This window comes from Bradyrhizobium sp. Ce-3 (assembly GCF_022835695.1).
In the GTDB taxonomy this organism is placed as follows: Bacteria; Pseudomonadota; Alphaproteobacteria; order Rhizobiales; family Xanthobacteraceae; genus Bradyrhizobium.
Genome location: NZ_BQUV01000008.1, coordinates 123,409 through 141,938 on the forward strand (window position 1 = coordinate 123,409; position 18,530 = coordinate 141,938).

The window sequence follows — 18,530 nt, forward strand, 5'->3', positions numbered from 1 at the left end:
CCTCTTCGATGAGCACGTTCAACGTGAGAGCCGGAACAAAAGTTCCGCGCATCGGCAATGCACCGACACACTTCATCGCTAGACCCTTGACCTTACACCAGCCTGAAACGCGCCGATGCAATCGGAAACACAATCACGCCGCCATTCATCGACAGTTCACAGTGTGCGGTGACGTCGTATCGCGTGATTCAATGGAACATCGCGCGACGCGCATCTGCATCATCGATCGCACGCCACACTCACTACGACGCCATCATTTTTCCGAAAGCGCGAATATGATCGTCTTGCCTTCATGAGACCGTCGTGATCAGGGCTCGTCGAACCGCACGTTCCGGCGAGCACCTCGGGCCGCCATCGGCGTGATGCGGGGCGCCCCGTCCGACGGCGTGTCCGTAGCAGTGGTCCCGGCCGAGTGCCAGAGACGAACGGCAGCCGGCGCAAGAGCTTAGATGCAGCATTCCGGCGGCCGCGCGGGGCGATTGACACTCTCCTGAAACGACCACACGATGCAAGTGCGGTGGCATGACGAGATCTCGATGAGCCCGCGTTGCCTTGAGGTGCCACGATGAACATTGAAAAATATACCGATCGCCTTCGCGGCTTCATTCAGTCGGCACAATCGCTCGCGATGCGCGAGGGACACCAGCAATTCACGACGCTGCACATCCTGAAAGTGCTGCTCGATGACGATGAAGGCCTCGCAGCCGGCCTGATCGACCGCGCCGGCGGCAACTCGCGCGCGATCCTCAAGGCGACGGAAGACGCGCTGGCGAAGGTGCCCAAGGTCAGCGGCGCCGGCTCCGGACAGATCTATATGGCGCCCGAGACCGCCCGCGCCTTCGCCGCGGCGGAACAGGCCGCCGACAAGGCCGGCGACAGTTTTGTCTCGGTCGAACGCATGCTGCAGGCGCTGGCAGCCGACAAGGACAGCGAGGCCGGCAAGCTGCTCGCCAAGGGCGGCGTCAATCCGCAGAACCTGAATGCGGCGATCAACGCATTGCGCAAGGGCCGCACCGCCGACAGCGCGTCGGCCGAGAACGCCTATGACGCGCTGAAGAAATATTCCCGCGACCTCACCCAGGCGGCGCGCGACGGCAAGCTCGATCCGGTGATCGGCCGCGACGAGGAGATCCGCCGTACCATCCAGGTGCTGTCACGGCGCACCAAGAACAATCCCGTCCTGATCGGCGAACCCGGCGTCGGCAAGACTGCGATCGTCGAGGGCCTCGCGCTGCGCATCGTCAATGGCGACGTGCCGGAAAGCCTGCAGGACAAGGCGCTGCTCGCGCTCGATCTCGGCGCGCTGATTGCCGGCGCGAAATACCGCGGCGAGTTCGAGGAACGGCTCAAGGCGGTGCTGCAGGAGGTGACGTCGGCGGAAGGCGGCATCATCCTGTTCATCGACGAGATGCACACCCTGATCGGCGCCGGCAAGGGCGACGGCGCGATGGACGCCTCCAACCTGCTGAAGCCGGCGCTCGCCCGCGGCGAGCTGCATTGCATCGGCGCCACCACGCTCGACGAATACCGCAAGCATGTCGAGAAGGACGCGGCGCTGGCCCGCCGCTTCCAGCCGGTGTTCGTCTCGGAACCGACGGTCGAGGACACCATCTCGATCCTGCGCGGCCTGAAGGACAAATACGAGCAGCATCATGGCGTTCGGATCGCGGATTCGGCGCTGGTCGCCGCCGCCACGCTGTCGAATCGCTACATCACCGACCGCTTCCTGCCCGATAAGGCCATCGATTTGATGGACGAGGCCGCGGCGCGGCTGAAGATGCAGGTCGATTCCAAGCCCGAAGAACTCGACTCGCTCGACCGCGAGATCATCCGCCTCAAGATCGAGCAGGAGGCGCTGAAGAAGGAGTCCGACCTCGGCTCCAAGAGCCGGCTGCAGACGCTCGAGAAGGACCTCGTCGATCTCGAGAAGAGATCGGCGGACATGACGTCGAAATGGCGGTCGGAGAAGGGCAAGCTCTCCGACGCGCAGAAAATGAAAGGCGAGCTCGAGCAGTTGCGCACCGAGCTTGCCAATGCGCAGCGCAAGGGCGAATTCCAGAAGGCGGGCGAGCTCGCCTATGGCCGGATTCCCGAGCTCGAGAAGAAGCTCGCGAACGTCGAGGCCAGCGAGACCTCGTCCGCCAGCGAGACGGTGACCGCCGACAACATCGCACAAGTGGTGTCGCGCTGGACCGGCGTCCCCGTCGACAAGATGCTGGAGGGCGAGAAGGACAAGCTGCTGCGCATGGAGGAGATGATCGGCAAGCGCGTCGTCGGCCAGGCCGAGGCCGTGCGTGCGGTGTCGACCGCGGTGCGCCGCGCCCGCGCCGGGCTGCAGGACCCGAACCGGCCGATCGGCTCGTTCATGTTCCTGGGGCCCACCGGCGTCGGCAAGACCGAGCTCGCAAAAGCGCTCGCCGAATATCTGTTCGACGACGAGACCGCGATGGTCCGGATCGACATGTCCGAGTTCATGGAGAAGCACTCGGTGTCGCGGCTGATCGGCGCCCCGCCCGGCTATGTCGGTTACGACGAGGGCGGCGCACTGACGGAAGCGGTGCGGCGGCGTCCGTATCAGGTGGTGCTGTTCGACGAGATCGAGAAGGCGCATCCCGACGTCTTCAACGTGCTGCTGCAGGTGCTCGACGACGGCCGCCTCACCGACGGCCAGGGCCGCACCGTCGATTTCCGCAACACGCTGATCATCATGACCTCCAACATCGGCGCGGAATATCTGGTCAACCAGCCGGAGGGCCAGAGCACGGGCGCGGTGCGCGAGCAGGTGATGAACATGGTGCGGGCCCACTTCCGCCCCGAGTTCCTCAACCGGATCGACGAGATCATCCTGTTCCACCGGCTGCAGAAGAGCGACATGGGCCGGATCGTCGAAATCCAGTTCGCGCGCCTGCGCAGGCTGCTCGAGGATCGCAAGATCGATCTCGAGCTCGAGCCGAAGGCGCGCGACTGGCTGGCGGAGAAAGGCTGGGATCCGGCCTATGGCGCCCGTCCGCTGAAGCGGGTGATCCAGCGCAGCGTGCAGGATCCGCTCGCCGAGATGATCCTCGCCGGCGACGTCCGCGACGGCTCGCACGTGAAGCTCTCGGCCACCAAGGCCGGCCTCACCTTCAACGGCAAGAAGCCCGAGAACGCGGCGACCGACGAATTCGAACCGGTGTGAGAGAAGTCCGGATTGCCAACGACGCGGTGTCATCGCCGCGTCGTCTCGGCGCATCATATGCAAGCCGAATATACAAGCTGACCTGCAACCAGGAAGAGCGCCATGACGCAGCAGAACATCAAGGACAACATGGAGGTCATCGGCGCCGATGGCGTGCATGTCGGTACCGTCGATCGCGTCGAGGGCAACCGCATCAAGCTCAAGAAGAATGACAGCGACGGCTTCCACAAGGGTCATCACCACTATATCGAGCTCGGCTTCGTCGCCGGTGTCGAAGGCACCAAGGTGCGGCTGTCCGCCAATGCCGCCATTGCGGTCACTCTCGAGGAGGAGAGGTCCGGCAAGCCGGTTGGTCCGTCCGCGGAAGCCTAGCATTCCGGGCCCTTGTAAAGGCTCCGGCGGCATGCTCCTCTGCGCCTGTCTGGACGCCGATCCGGCGTCCGGTCCAAGCCTTTTTGCGTGGAATAGCCGTTAGTTAAGGAGACATGCGTGCCACCAGCCGTTCCGCAACCGGTCGCTGCGAAGCTGACCCGCGCGGCCATCTTCCTTGCGGTCACGATCAAGCCCAATCCGGAATATGATGCGGTGGTGCGGTCGCTCTGTGCCGACGTGGCCGCGCTGGTGCGCGCGGTCGGCTTCCGCGATCTCGAGGGCCGGCTGTCCTGCGTCATGGGCATCGGCTCCGATGCATGGGACCGGCTGTTCGGCGCGCCGAAGCCGCAGGGCCTGCATCCATTCCGCGAGATCAACGGCGTCCACCACGCAGTCGCCACACCGGGCGACCTGCTGTTTCACATCCGCGCCGTGCCGATGGATCTGTGCTTCGAGCTCGCGACGCAGATCATGTCACGGCTCGGTGATGCGGTCGCGACCTCGGACGAGGTCCACGGCTTCAAGTATTTCGACGAGCGCGACCTGCTCGGCTTCGTCGACGGCACCGAGAATCCGGAGGATCAGGCGGCCACCGAGGCCACCATCATCGGCGACGAGGACTCAGCCTTTGCCGGCGGCAGCTATGTCATCGTGCAAAAATACCTGCACGATCTGAAGAAGTGGAACGAGCTGCCGGTCGAGATGCAGGAAAAGATAATCGGTCGCCAAAAACTGTCCGACATCGAGCTCGACGATGCGGTGAAGCCGAGCTACGCACACAACGCGCTGACGACGATCGTCGAGAACGGCGAGGAGCTCGACATCGTCCGCGACAACATGCCGTTCGGCAACATCAGCAGGGGCGAGTTCGGCACCTATTTCATCGGCTATGCCAAGTCGCCGCACCGGATCGAACAGATGCTGGAGAACATGTTCGTCGGCAGGCCGCCGGGCAATTACGACCGCCTGCTCGACTTCAGCCGCGCCGTGACCGGCACGCTGTTCTTCATCCCGCCGGCGACCTTCCTCGAAGACGTGACCAGCGAGCCGCCTGCTGCCGCGCCCGCCGAGCCATCGCTGGATGACGCCGGGGCCGACGCCACGCCTGCACAAGAAATACCGCCGTCCGACGGCTCGCTCGGGATCGGCTCACTGAAAGGAGAGGCTGGACATGAATAATCTTCATCGGGGATTGGCCCCCATCTCGGACGCGGCATGGGCCCAGATCGAAGACGAAGCCTCGCGGACGTTGAAGCGCCATCTGGCGGCGCGCCGTGTCGTCGATGTCGATGGTCCGAAGGGAACGGACTTCTCCGCGGTCGGTACCGGCCATCTCAAGAAAATCGCGACACCGGGCGACGGGGTCGAGGCGACGCAGCGCGAGGTCCGCGCACTGGTCGAGCTGCGCGTGCCGTTCGAGCTGTCGCGCCAGGCGATCGACGATGTCGAACGCGGCTCCAATGATTCCGACTGGGATCCGCTCAAGGACGCCGCGCGCAAGATCGCCTTCGCCGAGGATCGCGCGGTGTTCGACGGCTACGCCGCCGCCGGCATTCAGGGCATCCGCCAAGGCACCAGCAACCCGGTGCTGACGCTGCCGCCGAGCATCAAGAACTATCCCGCCGTGGTCGCGCAGGCGGTCAGCCAGCTGCGGCTCGCCGGCGTCAACGGCCCCTATACGCTGCTGCTCGGCACCGAGCCCTATACCGCGATCGGCGGCGCCACCGACGACGGCTACCCGGTGCTGCAGCACATCCAGCGCCTGATCGACGGCAAGATCATCTGGGCGCCTGCGATCGCGGGCGGCGTGCTGCTCACCACCCGCGGCGGCGATTTCCAGCTGTCGATCGGCCAGGACCTTTCGATCGGCTATCTCAGCCACTCCGCAACCTCGGTGCAGCTGTATTTCCAGGAGACCATCACCTTCCTGATGCTGACCAGCGAAGCGTCGGTGGTGCTTGCGCCGGAGGCGAAGAAACCCGCCTAGTCTGACCGGCGTTCACTCTTCCAGGAGGCTTCGGCCGATCCAAGCCGGAGCCTCCGTTGAAACTTCAACGGAGAGGAGGCGCGCAATGGACTACGATCTCTACATCAACCCGAAGAAGGCGTCGGTCGGTCTTTATGTCCGCAAGGGCGCCGGCCTTCCCGATCTCGGCGATGCCAAGGACTGGGTGTTCGACGGCACCTCGGCACAGGCCAATTTGCCGCCGCAACTCGTGAAGGAGATCGAGGCCAACGGCCACGCCTTTCGCGACATGGATTGAGACTCGGCCGGCTATTTCGTGCCGGCCTTCACCGGCGCGGTCTCGGGCATCAGGCTCATGGCGACGATGCCGACCGCTGCTGCGAGCAGCAGATACCAGGACGGCGCCAGCGGATCTCCGGTCACGTGCAGCAGCCACGTGACCACGAGCTGCGCGGTGCCGCCGAAGGTTGCGATCGCGACCGCATAGATCGTCGCGAACACGCCGCCGCGAATGTTCTGCGGCAGCGCCTCGGTGAAGGCGGCGTAGAATGCCGTGAACGGCAGCGAGCCGATGAACGACAGGATGCCGAAGCCGAACAGCAGCGACCACGCGCCCGGGTCGTGGACGATCCACAGGAAGGCCGGATAGGTCAGCACCAGCACGACGAGCTGCGGCCAGATCATGATCGGCTTGCGTCCCAGGCGATCGGCGAGCCAGCCGCCCAGCACCGCGCCGATGATCTGCAGTCCGTTGCTCACCAGCGAGACGGTGAACGCCAGCGACGGCGACACATGCAGCGTGTTCTTGGCGTAGGTCGTCATGTATTGCGTCACGTAGGTCGAGATCGTGCCGCTGGCCAGGATCATCACCGCCAGCAGGATCACGCGAAGGTGCCGGCGCGCCAGCGCGACATGGCTGGAACGTTCGACCTGCCCGGCGACGGCCTCGCCATGCGAGACGGTTTCCGGCAGCGTGCGGCGCATCCAGATGCCGAACGGCAGGCAGACCGCCCCGAGCAGGAATGCGACGCGCCATCCGTAGGCCTGCAGCATGTCGGGCGCCATCGTGCTGCTCAGGATGACCCCGACCAGCGCGCCGACCGTCGCTGCGATCTCCTGGCTGGCCGGCTGCCAGGCCACCACCAGGCCGCGATTGCTCGGGGCCGCGATCTCGATCAGATAGGCCGTGGTCGGCCCGACTTCGCCGCCGAGTGCGAAGCCCTGCACCATCCGCGCCAGAATCACGATGACCGGCGCCACGATGCCGATCGCGGCATAGGACGGCGTCAGCGCGATGGTCAGGATCGCGCCGCCCATCAGCGCGAAGCTCAGCAGCATCGCCGGCCGCCGGCCGACCCGGTCGGAGAAGATGCCGAGCACGATGCCGCCGATCGGCCGCGTCAGAAAGCCGGCGCCGAAGGTGGCAAGCGACAGCATCAGGCTGCCGTATTCGCTCTGCGCGGGGAAGAAGGTGTGCCCGATCTCAGTCGCAAAGAAGCTGTAGGTGATGAAGTCGTAGAACTCCAGCATGTTGCCGATGGTCGCGGCAAAGGCGGCGCGCCTGACATTGAATCCCCTGCTCGCAATTTCCGGCAACGCTCTCGGTTCCTTGTCTGCCTGTGCCGGGGGAGTATTATTCCTCCGACCATGTTAGGCAAGGCATGCCTCATAGCGCGATCTGCATGCGACGAAAGCGACAACAAGGACAGGTCCGATGCCGGCCGACAAACTCTTCATCAATGCCAGGCTCGCCGACGGCACGCGCCGCGACATGCTGGTGCGCGGCGGCCGCATCGCTGCGATTGAGACGGATGCCGAACACCCGGCCGGAATCGAGATCATCGATCTCGGCAATGCACTTGTGGTGCCCGGCTTCGTCGAGGGCCACATCCATCTCGACACCAGCTTCTACGGTGACAGCTGGCGCCCGCACCGCCCCTGCACCAATGGCTTCGACGTCCACGAGCGGGTCGCGTTCCAGGCCGAGAACCTCGCCGCCGCGGCACCGATGGACGTGCGGGCACGGAACCAGCTCGATCTCTGCATCGGGCACGGCACGACGCAAATGCGCAGTCACGTCATGGTCGACGGCTCGGTGGGCCTGAAGTCGCTCGAGACCATCCTCAAGGTGCGCGACGAGTACAAGGACCTGATTGACATCCAGCTGGTGGCGTTTCCGCAGAGCGGAATCCTCTCGAGCCCCGGCACGCCGCAATTGCTCGACGAGGCCATCAAGCTCGGTGCCAATGTCGTCGGCGGCCTCGATCCCGCGAGCTTCGACCGCGATGTCGAGGGTCATCTCAACGTCGTGTTCGGCGTCGCGCAGAAGCACGGTGTCGATGTCGACATCCACCTCCATGATGGCGGCATGCTCGGCGCCTTCGAGGTCGAGCAGATCGCGGCGCGGACGCGGTCGCTCGGCATGGCGGGCCGCGTCGCGGTCAGCCACGCCTACGGGCTCGGCGACATTCCCGTCGATGCCCTGAAGAGAACTGCCGACATCCTGGCGCGCTCGGGCGTCGCGATCATGACCAATGCGCCGGGCAGCCGGCCGTTCCCGCCGGTCGCCACGCTCAGGAAAGCCGGCGTCACGGTGTTCAGCGGCAACGACAACATCCGCGACTCCTGGTGGCCCTACGGCGATGGCGACATGCTGGGCCGCGCGATGATGATCGGATACCGCTCGGGCTTCTACACCGATGACGAGCTCGCGATCGCATTCGACATGGTCACCGCGGCCGGCGCAAAGGCGCTCAGGCTTCAAGACTACGGCCTGTATGTCGGCGCGAAGGCCGATTTCGTCACCTTGAACGCCGTGCACATCCAGGAGGCCGTGGTGGCGCGACCCGCCGGACGCTCGGTCTACAAGGGCGGGGTCCTCGTGGCGCGCGACAATCGCGTCGTCAGATCAGCCGGCGGTTCCTGAATCTGGCACCGCACCAGGGCCGCAACGACTAGCGGCCCGGAGGAATGATCGCGCGGAGAATCTCCCGATTCCAGCGTTGCCGCGCGCCATCGAACGCCGCGAAATCGTGATCGAACTGCCAATAGGCCCAGGCCCAGCCGAACTTTTCCGCGCGCCTCGCCATGAACGACAGATACTTCACCCGGCTGTCCGCCGGCGCGCTTTCATAGACGCCGAACTCGCCGAGATAGATCGGGCGCTGCTCCTTCTCCGACCACAGTCTGATCTTGTCGAAATCGGCCGAGGCCTTCGCTTCATCTTCCGCGGAGCCCCAGTTCAACGGGCCGATCTTCGAGAAGATCGGCGACCACGGCGCACCCTGATGGGTGAATTGCAGCGGCGCGTAATAATGGAATGTGACGATGAGGTTTCTGTCGCCGGCGGGCAGTGCCAGCTGGTCGATCGGCAGCTCATCGACGTTCAGAACGGCGGCCACGACGCTCCGCGTCGGGTTGGTCTCCCTGATGATCGACAAACACGCGCCGAGCAAGGCGTTCCACTCGGCCAACGTCATATTCCCGCCCGGCTCGTTCAGGATCTCGAACACCAGCGCCGGATATTTCTTCGCATAGCGAGACGCGATCTGGCGCCAGAAGGCCTTCAATTTCACCGAGCATTCCGCGATGTCGCGCTGGCAGAGGTGGGTGTCGTGCTCATCAAGGACCGGGATCAGCTTCCGCGCCAGCACCTGCTCGATCACGCCGTCGAGACGCTGCAGGACTGCGTCGTCGAGCACGTTGTCGGAATCCATGTATTTGAAGCCGAAGAAATTGATCCTGACATGCGAGAAGCCGGCCTTGCGGATCGCATCGAGGTTTTCCTGGCGGAACGGGGCGTTCCAATAGCCTTCCCAGACGCCGTCATAGCCAAGAATGTTGATGCCGCGCCCCAGCGCCGCGACGCCCGGAGACGGACCCTGCCCGGCCGAATGCGCCGGCGAGATCAGCACGGCAACGAGCGCCGCTGCCAGCAGCACGCCGCACACCCTTTGTAGACGCAATCGAAACATCGTCATGGCTGCTCCAACTCGTGCGACGACGGGACCGGCCGGCAAATCGCAAGGAAGAATGCGACCAGCAGCACCGACGTGAACGTCGTGGAACGAAGGAATACCGTCTCGGTGAAATTGGTTTGGCCGCTGAGGAAGACGAACCCGATGATCAGCGCGCAATGCAGGCGGTCGATCGCCCGCGCCGCGATCAGACAGAGCACCTTGTAGGAGAACAGGAAGACGCTTGCCGTGAACAGGACGTAGCCCACGAAACCGGTCTCGACGAGAATGGCGATATAGCCATTGTGGTAGTTGTCGAGCACCCAGCCTCGGCTCTGCTCGAAATAGTCGTAGATCGCCGGATTGGTCCAGAAGCCGTTGATTCCGAAGCCGAGCAGCGGCGCATCATCGAAATGGCTGATAGCGTATTGCCAGATGAAGGTTCTCTCGGTGAAATCGATCGTGGTGTCGAAGACGTGGATCGCGTCGTATCCGGTCGTGTAGAAGTACAGCATCAGAAACACGGCGGCGACGCACATCACGCTCGGCAAAACCGCATAGACCTGCATGCACCTGACGGACCACAAGGACGTCAACAGCAGCATGCAGGCGACCAGCGACAAGGCACCGGCTCCGCGCGATTCCGAGAGGATCACGCAAGTCGACGCCAGGACGAAGGTCACGAGGAACGGCAGCCATCCCTGTCCGCTCATCTTTCGATAGCAGGCAAAGAACATCAGGAGTGCGCCGGTAAAGCCGAGGGCCTGCTTCGACGCGAAGATGCCTTGCCACTGCCCCATGTGCTGCCAGCCCTGGTCGAGGCCGATATCCGGAAACAACACCGAGCAAACCACCGATGCCGCGATCAGAACGAAGAGACCGCGGGTCATCGATTTTACGATGTCGTCGATGTCAACGCGGGTAATCAGACAGAACGCGCCAAGCGTGGTGATAAAGAGCGCTCCGGCCTTCATGAGCGCTTCGGCGTTCAAATTGGTCCAGAGTACGGAGATCACGGCAAAGCCGTAGAAAGCGACAATCGCCAACGTGTCGAGACCGAAGCCCAGCCGCAGACGCGGGCGCACGAAAAGGCTTGCGTAGATCAGCACGCCCCACAGCAGGAGGGCGGCCACCTGCTGCACCAAGGTCAGCTCCTGCGGAAGCAGCGCGAAGTTGAGGATCCCCATCGACATGATCACGTTGATGGTGATCGACCAGTTGATGATGGTCGCTGCGAGGCCTTCCGCCTCGACACCGGGCGCCTGCCAGGTCGAGCTATTGAGCGCGCGTCCGTCCATTCGATTGTACTCCGCTCATTGGATGAGCGTGCAACTCCGGCGGATCGGGTCGGAGCGCATATTGCACGCGAGATTGATTTCAGTCCTTGGCTGACGAGGACCGGGTCCGGTTGAACAACAGATAGAGCGCGTGCGGATTGGTCGTCAGATAGCGCCAGAACAGCCGGCGCGGCTCGAGCCAAACCCGCCAGGCCCATTCGAGGCCGACGATCTGCATCCATCGCGGCGCGCGCGGCCGCGAGCCGGACAGGAAGTTGAACAATCCGCCCGAGGTCTTGATGACGCCGACATTGCCAAGCCGCGGCATGAATTCGTCGACGAAGGCCTGCTCATAGGGCACGCCGAGCGCGACCCAGAGGAAGTCCGGCGCCAGCGCGTTGATCTCGTCCACCTTGGCCCGCAGCGCGTCGCCACGCAAATAGCCGTGCGAATGGCCGACGACCTTGAGCGCCGGATAGGCCCGGCGGACATTGGCGATGGCCGCCTTGTTCTCGGCCTCGTTGGCACCGAACAGATAGAAGGTCAGCCCAAGCTCTTCCGCCTTGCGCGCGACATCGTGGAACAGATCCGTGGTCGCGACGCGCTCGGGAAGCGGATTCGGCGACCGGAGCCTGGACACCATGACCAGCGGTTGCCCGTCGGCATTGATAAGGTCCGCGGCGCGGAACAGCCGATCGGTCATCGGCTCGGTCGAGCAGCGCGACAGCACCTCGCCGTTGGCGGAGGTCAGATAGAGCGGACGATTGACGCGCCGGTTCGGATGCACCGCCTCGATCATGAAGTCGGCGGTCTGCTCGCGATCAAGCACGGCGAGCCGCAGCCCACCGATGGTGGCCCGGGGAACGCTGGCGGTCGCAGCCCTGCCGACAGGATTGATGCGCCGCTCCGCTACGCCGTTCGGCATCGATGATCCGGTCGGCGCCTGCGCCGAGGACACCGGCTCGCCGCCCGAGCTGTTACAAATCCGGACAGGCGGAGCAGCCATGTCCGAATTGAGACGCCGGGGCGATTCGCGATCACCCTGCGGCGGCAGAATTGCATGGGAAACAAGGGCTTTTTGGCTGTGAGTCGGCATTTCGACAGGGCTCCAGTACTTGCATGCCCTTAATTGCAATATCCGGTCCAGACCATGTGCGATCGCTCGTCGCAGCCTCGATTGGTTCAGGCCGTCAACAGATCGTTAACGATACCGGGCGGGCGTGACGCCCCGACAGCAGGCAATGCCGCATTTCGGCGGCGACGACGCTCGAGCAGCAACACTATGCAAAGGTCGATGCATTACATTAATACAAATCCTATTCTACCGGTGCCCGCGGTCATCAGCCTTTGCTATAAGGGTATAGCGTCGGCGCGATCGGCGCTTTGAAAACCCGTTTTGTTTTTGGTTTCACATGAATAAGAATGATGACGCGTTCGATGTCAGCATCGACGACGCATTCGACTTCCTGTCAGAAGAATACGCGGCACTGTTTGAAGGCTCGGACGCGGCCGCCTTCCAACATCCGCTGTGGCTGGACGGCCTCTATGGCAAACTCGCTCCCGCCGCGTCGGCCAAGCCGCTGATCGTCGTCGTCCGTCATCGCGCAAGCAAGGCGCTTGCGGCCGTGCTGCCGATGCTGCGGGTGCGGCGCGGGCCAATGCGCACGATCGAATTCGCCGACCTTCGCGTGTCCGACTATTTGTCGCCGGTGTGCAGCACCGCCGTCTTCGCCGACTTGCTGCAGGACCAGCAGGCCTGCACTAAGCTTCGACAGCTGGTGCGTCCATTCGACCTGCTGCGCATACCCAAGCTGCTCGATGCCAGGATGCCGATCGAGAATTTGCTCGGCGCACCGCACCGCAGCCTGATGGATACCAATGCCTATGCGACGGTTCTGATGACGCCGTTCGAGCAATGGCAGCTCAACGCGCTGGGAAAGTCCTATCAAAAGGAGCTGGCCAAGAAGTGGCGCCAGATCCACAAGAAGGGCGCGCTCACCTTCTCATGCTGCGACGACAGCGCCTCGATCGGCGAGGCCATGGACACGATGAGGAAGTTTCGCGGTCCGCGGTTTCACGCACAAGGTGACGGCGACCTGCTGCAGCGTCCCGAGTATTTCGATTTCTACTCGGATGTCGCGCTTCGCGGCCTCGGCTCGTTTGCCCGACTCTATGCCATGAAGATGGACGGCAACGTCATCGCCACGGCACTTGGGCTGGCCCACCGCGGCAGCCTGCTCGTGATCATGACGGCGTTCGACATCGAGGGCTACAAGAGCCAGTCGATCGGTGCGCTGATGTTCGAACGGGTCGCGAAGGACTGCATCGAGCGCGGCGATCGGGTGCTCGATTTCACCATCGGTGACGAACCCTACAAGATGCAGTTCGGCGGCCAGCCCACGCCGATGTCGGCCGTGACGCAGGCCGGCAGCGCAGCCGGCTCGCTTGCATTGTTTGCCCTGAAGCAGGCGCCCTGGATCAAGCAGGCAGCCAAGCGGGTCACCGACTTCAGGCCGATCCGGACCTCGACCGGCACGCGGTAAGGCGCGTAGAAAGCCTTACCGCCATCTACCGGAGCGCGCTGCGGATGCGCATCACCCATCCCGGATGGATCCGGTCCACCTGATGCGTGATCGTGCGGCGCAGGAAGTGCAGCTTCCGCTGCGTGGTCCAGCGCACATCGGTCTTGGAGGTCAAAGCCTCCCGGTAGCGCGCCAGTTGCAGCGAGTGGCGGTCGGAGGCGAGCTTGTCGGGATCGGCATAGAATTGCGTGATCTTCTCTATGCCCATGCCGTCGGTCTCGAGCCAGCGCGGCACGTATTCGGTGCAAAGACGCTCGATATCCACCAGCAGACGGCTCACGCCGGTTCCCGCCGCGGGACAGTTGGTCTGAAACGCATCGCCGATCAGCACGACGCCCGGCTGCAAATGCCCCTCGGTGACGGACAGGTCCATGACCCAGTTCTGCACCTGGCCGACGATCTGGAAGTCGCCAAGATGGCGCTCCAATCCCGGCATCAGGCGCAGCAGCGTCCGTCGGGTGTCGCGGCGCAGCTCGCGCATGATCGGATCGGCCGGATCGCGGAACATGAACAGGTTCGCCCGCATGCCGCCCGACATCGGAAACAGGCTGAGATAGTCGACGCCGTCGGCAGCCTCCTTGCCGTAGCAGGTCAGCGCATCGAAGCCGAACGGCGTGTTATCCGGCCGCGCGATCGTGAAGCCGAACGTCACCGAGTGGCGCGCGGCAATCATCTGCCGGCGCATGCCGAGATGGTAACCGAGCGCGCTCACCATGCCGGTCGCCAGAATGACCAGGCGCGAGACGACGCGCTTCCCGGAGGCCAGCGTCAGCTGCTGACGATCCTCGCTGCAGCTGACATTGGTCACCTGGTCGAGCAGGAAGGTCGACGATTCGGGAGTCAGGCCGCGGGCCATGTTGACGAGGTTGGCATAGGAAATACCGTAGGAACGGCCGACACCGATATCGACCAGTTTGCCGCCCCTGATGTTGAGCACCCGGTCGTATGACGAGGCGGCGGCCTCGACGTCGTCGATGAAGCCCAGGCGGCGCAAGATATCGATCTGCCGCCCCGCGATCTTCTCGACGCGGAATTCGTCCGGTGGAACCGAGCGCTTGTCGATCAGGACGACCCGGTACCCGGCCCGGGACAGGACGGCTCTTGCAAGCGAGCCTGCCAGGCCGGCGCCGACAATGGCGACGTCCGCTTCGATGATCTCGGCCTCGCAGGCTGCGATCGGCTGGGTGGTGGTTCGTTCGGCAATCATCATGTCCGCTCCGAAGACGGCTAATAGCCGCAGAACTGCAATTTCCTTGCCTGCCCTGCTCGACTTGCCGAGCGAACGCGACACGTTCCATCGTTGAGGTTAACGGGAGCATCCAAACCGCGCCGGGCGGGCTCTCGGCACGTCGCTTGCAGCAGGAATGTCCATGAAATCGATGTTTTGGAGCCTCCGCAGCAGAATGGCGGACAACGGCCCGGCCGTGGAGCCTCGACGGATGCCCCTGACGCACAAATCTGGCCTCGGCCGACGCGATCCATGCCATTGGACCGGGCGCCGGAACGCAATCCAACCTGCGCCGTATGGAGACAGCGCGGACGTCGGCGTTCCAGAATGGAGCAGCAGCCCGACCGACGGCCAGCTTCGCGGCCGCGCGGAACCCTGGTGGCCTGCCGGTGGGAACGGAATTTTAGCAAGAGAACATTAACACTCGTGACCGCACCGGTTGCTAGGGTCAACAGCCTGACTGGATATTGAGACGTCTCTGGTGATTGCCTCTGTTCTTCAATTGCTACGGCGCGATGTCACGCGCGGCGTTGCCGGGACCATCCTCCTCAAGGTTGGCAGCGGCGGGCTTGCGTTTGCGCTGTTCTCGCTTGCCGCGCGCGCGATGACGCCCGACGCGTTCGGAGACTTTGCGACCTTGCTCTCGGTCGCCCAGATCGCCTCGGTCGTGGGCCTGGCCGGCCAGGAGTTGCTGCTGGTCCGCTTCCTCAACGAGTACGAGGTGCGCGGTCAGGCCGAGTTCACCAAGGGCGTGCTGCTGTCGAGCCTGAAGAACGCCGCGATCGGAATGCTGATCTCGATCGCCGCGATCGCGGCGGTCGCAACCATTCGCGGCGAGTGGTGGCTCCTGATCCTCTCGGTCTCGGCGTTCACCGCCGTCAATGCCGGCCTGATGCTCGGCAGCCAGATCGCACGGTCCCTGGTCAGCATCCTGATGGGCGAAGGCAATCGGGAGTTCTTCTGGCGGGTTGCCGTAGTCCTGGTCCTGATCGCGGTGCTGTTCGGTCACCGCCAGCTCACGCCTGCGGAACTGTTCACCGCGATGACGGTCGCAATGGCGCTGGGGCTGGTCGTGCAGATCGTGTCGATCGTGCGCGTGCTGCCGAATCTGCGCGCGGTCACGGCGCGGTTCGAGACGTCACGCTGGAACCGGAGCGCGTTCCGGTTCTGGCTCGCCTCCATTCTCGAAGCGGCAAACCAGTATTTCGACGTCATCCTGGTCTACTGGATGCTGGATCCGGCCACCGCCGGTGTCTATTTCGCAGCCTCGCGGCTGGCCAACATCTTCGCCATGCTCTCGGCCGCACTCTACACGTTCGGCGCGCGCCGGCTTCCATCACTGTATTTCAGCAAGAACCACCACGAGCTCGAGCATACGCTGAAGCTGATGGCTGAGGTGACCGCACTCTGCGTGTTCAGCGGCCTCGTCATCGTCTGGGTTGGCGCGCCCTATTTGCTCGGCCTGTTCGGGCCGCACTTCGCCGCGCAGCAGTGGGTGTTGATCGTGCTTGCGATCGGAACGGCTTTCCAGGCGGCAGGCGGGCCGTCGGCCGCGGTGTTGCAGCTCACCGGCCACGAGCGCGAGTATGTTCCGGTGGTCGCCGCCAACGTGGCGTTGCGGCTGGTCGGATTTGTCGTGCTGATCCCCTGGCTCGGCGTGCTCGGCGCCGCGATCGCGGCAACGGTTTCACTGGTGCTCGCCACCATCGCGCTCAATGTGCTGTGCCGCCGGCGGACCGGTGTCGATCCGTCCGTTCTGGTGCTGTCGCATCTGGCGTCGAAGGACCGCGCCTACGCGGTCCGCGTTGCGGACAGCAAGGACTAAACATCCCGCAGCCCGGCCAAACCGCCGTCAGCTTGCCAAGCCCAGGGCTTCGCCCTGAGGACCGCGAACGGCGGCCGTGACCGTCACGCGATTGACGACCAGCGCGGTCGGGACCGAACCAAACCTGGATAGTTCGGCTCGCGCCTTGCCCAGCGCAGCCGAGTTGGCGGCGCCCTCGCGGACCACCAGGATCACCAGATCGGCATGGGCAGCCAGCGCCACCGCAGCCGGCTGCATGTCAAGTGACGACGCGTCGACGATGATCAGGCCGAAATCGGCGCGAATATCGTCCGGCGGATAGGGCGGCGCCTTGCTGCTGGCGCCCAGCAGTTCGACGACGGACGGCAGGTCGGCCTTGATGATCCCCGAGCCTTGCAGCGGCGCAGCCTCGGCGCGCCTGGATTCCATCTCGATCAGGACGCTGAGCATCCCGTTCTTCACTGCGGACCGGTTCAGCGACCGGGCAACGGTGCTGCCGCCCGCACCGGCCTCGGCCGACAGCAGCAACGCCACCTTGCCGTGGTCTCCCGGAAGCTGCTCGATGTTCTCGATCAGCAGCTGAAGATGCGGGCTGAGATCGGGCTCGGCCGTCGGCGAAATCGGCGTCTGCCAGACGCTCCTGACGGCATCCGGCGACACCATGTTGGGAATCCGGGCCAGCACCGGCAATCCCGGCGGCAACGCTGGTTGCGGCGCGGCCGGGGCAAGTGCCGGCGCCTCGGCACGACGAAGCGGCGGAATGCTTTTGAGCGGGAGCTGTTTCAGATTGAGACCGGGAACGGCGACGATCGCCGTCGACGTCAGCAGCGAGACGATCGCCAGCGCCACCAGCAACAGCGGAAGCGGCGGCAGCGTCGAGCGCACCGGCGGCGTCGCCGGAGAAGCGACCTTGGTCTGCGAGCTCTGCAGCAGCCGCTGCTCGTCGGTCGTCTTGTAGCGCGACAGGAACTGCTCGTAGATATTCTTGTTGGCGTCGGCGTCGCGCTGCAATTCCTGCAGCTTCACCAGCGCCTGGCCGTCGACCAGGATCTGCTGTTCGGCCGCCTTCAACTGATCTTCGATGGCCTTTTGCTGGTCGCGCTGCGCCTCGTATTCCGACTTCGCGGTGTCGATATTCTTCTTCCGCTCGATCTCGATCTGCCTGTTGAGGTCGCTGAGCTGGCCGAGCGACATCACGAGGTCGGGATGGCGGTCGCCGAGCACCGCGCGCTTCTGCGCGATCTGATCATTGAGCGCGGAGCGCTGGGCACGCAGCACGCTCAGCAGGTCCTGCTTGACCGGCCCATCGACATTCGCCTTGAGGTCGCGCTGCGACTGCTCGTAGCGCGCCTTGGCTTCTTCGGTGCGCGCCCGTGCGGCGGCGACCTGTTGCGTCAGGTCGGTGACGCGCAATTGCTGCGTGGTCGATTCCTTGCCGGCGTTGACGATACGGTGCTCGAGCTTGAACTTGGCAACGGCATCCTCCGACGACCGCAGCCGGTCGTTCAGCGTCTTGAGCCGGCTCTTCAACCAGTCGGCGGCCTCGTCGGTAGCCAGGCTACGCGTTCCGCGCTGGCCGGCGACGAACGCCTCGGCCACCGCATTGGCGTAATACGCCGCGCGCTGCGGGTCGTTGGACGTGAACTTGATGGCGATAACATAGGTTAATCCGCGCCTCGATATATCGAGCCGGTTGCGAAACCGGTCGAGCAGGCGCGTGGCGTCGGTCCTGCCGCCTGCGATATCGCTGTCCTCGGCGATCTTGAGCTGGTCGATCAATGGCCCGAGAAATCCATCTGACTTGGCGATCTCGACATAGCTCTGCAGGGCTGCGGCATCTTGCCCGATCCCCGGCAACACGTCCTGATCGGCGGTCACCCGCTGCTCGCGCGGGTCGACGACGACGAGCGCAGTCGCGGCATAGCGCGCCGGGATCAACATCAGCAGGATGATACCGACCGCGAAGATGACCGCGGCGAGCATCAGGATGCGTTGACCCTTCTCGCGAAAAAACGCCACCACACCCGCGATGCTAAGCACGCCCTTGGTGGTTTCCGCGGAAGATTGGCCGGTCGGCGCGCCGGCAGTTTCCCACGACGCTGCGGGTTCCGTGGCTTCGGAACGTCTCGGGCCGGCACGGCTACCGAACTTCATGGGTGCTAACTCG

At 64.2% G+C, this 18,530-nt stretch carries 15 protein-coding genes; 9 read left to right on the plus strand and 6 right to left on the minus strand.

The window, feature by feature from the left end; all coding sequences use genetic code 11:
* Window positions 1-8 precede the first annotated feature (8 nt).
* The 6 genes from BRSPCE3_RS26100 (at window position 9) to BRSPCE3_RS26125 (ending at window position 5,814) form a co-directional block, all read left to right on the plus strand.
* Window positions 9-296, plus strand: a complete 288-nt coding sequence (locus BRSPCE3_RS26100; RefSeq protein ID WP_244069160.1) for a hypothetical protein — start codon at window positions 9-11, stop codon at window positions 294-296.
* 269 nt (window positions 297-565) lie between these two features.
* Complete coding sequence (gene clpB / locus BRSPCE3_RS26105) at window positions 566-3,178, plus strand: ATP-dependent chaperone ClpB (protein WP_244069161.1); 2,613 nt, start codon at window positions 566-568, stop codon at window positions 3,176-3,178.
* A gap of 102 nt (window positions 3,179-3,280) precedes the next feature.
* The gene (locus BRSPCE3_RS26110) at window positions 3,281-3,550 is read left to right on the plus strand and encodes a DUF2171 domain-containing protein (RefSeq protein ID WP_244069162.1); all 270 of its coding nucleotides are present in this window, start codon (window positions 3,281-3,283) and stop codon (window positions 3,548-3,550) included.
* Between the two features lie 117 nt (window positions 3,551-3,667).
* On the plus strand, window positions 3,668-4,729 hold the full coding sequence (locus BRSPCE3_RS26115) for a Dyp-type peroxidase (protein WP_244069163.1): 1,062 nt from the start codon (window positions 3,668-3,670) through the stop codon (window positions 4,727-4,729).
* The gene (locus BRSPCE3_RS26120) at window positions 4,722-5,537 is read left to right on the plus strand and encodes a family 1 encapsulin nanocompartment shell protein (protein WP_244069164.1); all 816 of its coding nucleotides are present in this window, start codon (window positions 4,722-4,724) and stop codon (window positions 5,535-5,537) included. The genes BRSPCE3_RS26115 and BRSPCE3_RS26120 overlap by 8 nt, the downstream gene beginning before the upstream one ends.
* An 85-nt stretch (window positions 5,538-5,622) precedes the next feature.
* Complete coding sequence (locus BRSPCE3_RS26125) at window positions 5,623-5,814, plus strand: hypothetical protein (protein WP_097672779.1); 192 nt, start codon at window positions 5,623-5,625, stop codon at window positions 5,812-5,814.
* An 11-nt stretch (window positions 5,815-5,825) separates the two neighbouring features.
* Here the strand turns inward: BRSPCE3_RS26125 and BRSPCE3_RS26130 are convergent, their stop codons facing one another.
* Window positions 5,826-7,112, minus strand: a complete 1,287-nt coding sequence (locus BRSPCE3_RS26130; RefSeq protein ID WP_244069165.1) for an MFS transporter — start codon at window positions 7,110-7,112, stop codon at window positions 5,826-5,828.
* A gap of 118 nt (window positions 7,113-7,230) precedes the next feature.
* Here BRSPCE3_RS26130 and BRSPCE3_RS26135 point away from each other — a divergent pair, with 118 nt between their 5' ends.
* Window positions 7,231-8,442: an amidohydrolase family protein gene (locus tag BRSPCE3_RS26135; RefSeq protein WP_244069166.1), complete on the plus strand. Its 1,212-nt coding sequence runs from the start codon at window positions 7,231-7,233 to the stop codon at window positions 8,440-8,442.
* Window positions 8,443-8,470: 28 nt separating this feature from the next.
* Here the strand turns inward: BRSPCE3_RS26135 and BRSPCE3_RS26140 are convergent, their stop codons facing one another.
* The 3 genes from BRSPCE3_RS26140 to BRSPCE3_RS26150 form a co-directional block, all read right to left on the minus strand.
* Window positions 8,471-9,496, minus strand: a complete 1,026-nt coding sequence (locus BRSPCE3_RS26140; protein WP_244069167.1) for a glycoside hydrolase family 5 protein — start codon at window positions 9,494-9,496, stop codon at window positions 8,471-8,473.
* Window positions 9,493-10,770, minus strand: coding sequence for an O-antigen ligase (locus BRSPCE3_RS26145; protein WP_244069168.1), 1,278 nt, complete (start codon window positions 10,768-10,770; stop codon window positions 9,493-9,495). The genes BRSPCE3_RS26140 and BRSPCE3_RS26145 overlap by 4 nt, the downstream gene beginning before the upstream one ends.
* Before the next feature lie 79 nt (window positions 10,771-10,849).
* Entirely contained in the window at window positions 10,850-11,674 is an 825-nt protein-coding gene (locus tag BRSPCE3_RS26150) for a WecB/TagA/CpsF family glycosyltransferase (protein WP_244069488.1), read from the minus strand.
* 487 nt (window positions 11,675-12,161) lie between these two features.
* Here BRSPCE3_RS26150 and BRSPCE3_RS26155 point away from each other — a divergent pair, with 487 nt between their 5' ends.
* The gene (locus tag BRSPCE3_RS26155; protein ID WP_244069169.1) at window positions 12,162-13,292 is read left to right on the plus strand and encodes a GNAT family N-acetyltransferase; all 1,131 of its coding nucleotides are present in this window, start codon (window positions 12,162-12,164) and stop codon (window positions 13,290-13,292) included.
* 25 nt (window positions 13,293-13,317) lie between these two features.
* On the opposite strand, the gene BRSPCE3_RS26160 is transcribed toward BRSPCE3_RS26155, so the two are convergent.
* Window positions 13,318-14,538: an NAD(P)/FAD-dependent oxidoreductase gene (locus tag BRSPCE3_RS26160; protein WP_244069489.1), complete on the minus strand. Its 1,221-nt coding sequence runs from the start codon at window positions 14,536-14,538 to the stop codon at window positions 13,318-13,320.
* 502 nt (window positions 14,539-15,040) lie between these two features.
* Between BRSPCE3_RS26160 and BRSPCE3_RS26165 the strand changes: the two genes are divergently transcribed.
* Window positions 15,041-16,384 carry a lipopolysaccharide biosynthesis protein gene (locus tag BRSPCE3_RS26165; protein WP_244069170.1) on the plus strand — a complete coding sequence of 448 codons (1,344 nt, stop codon included), beginning with the start codon at window positions 15,041-15,043 and terminating at the stop codon, window positions 16,382-16,384.
* Between the two features lie 27 nt (window positions 16,385-16,411).
* Here the strand turns inward: BRSPCE3_RS26165 and BRSPCE3_RS26170 are convergent, their stop codons facing one another.
* Window positions 16,412-18,517 carry a GumC family protein gene (locus BRSPCE3_RS26170; RefSeq protein WP_244069171.1) on the minus strand — a complete coding sequence of 702 codons (2,106 nt, stop codon included), beginning with the start codon at window positions 18,515-18,517 and terminating at the stop codon, window positions 16,412-16,414.
* Between the last annotated feature and the right edge of the window lie 13 nt (window positions 18,518-18,530).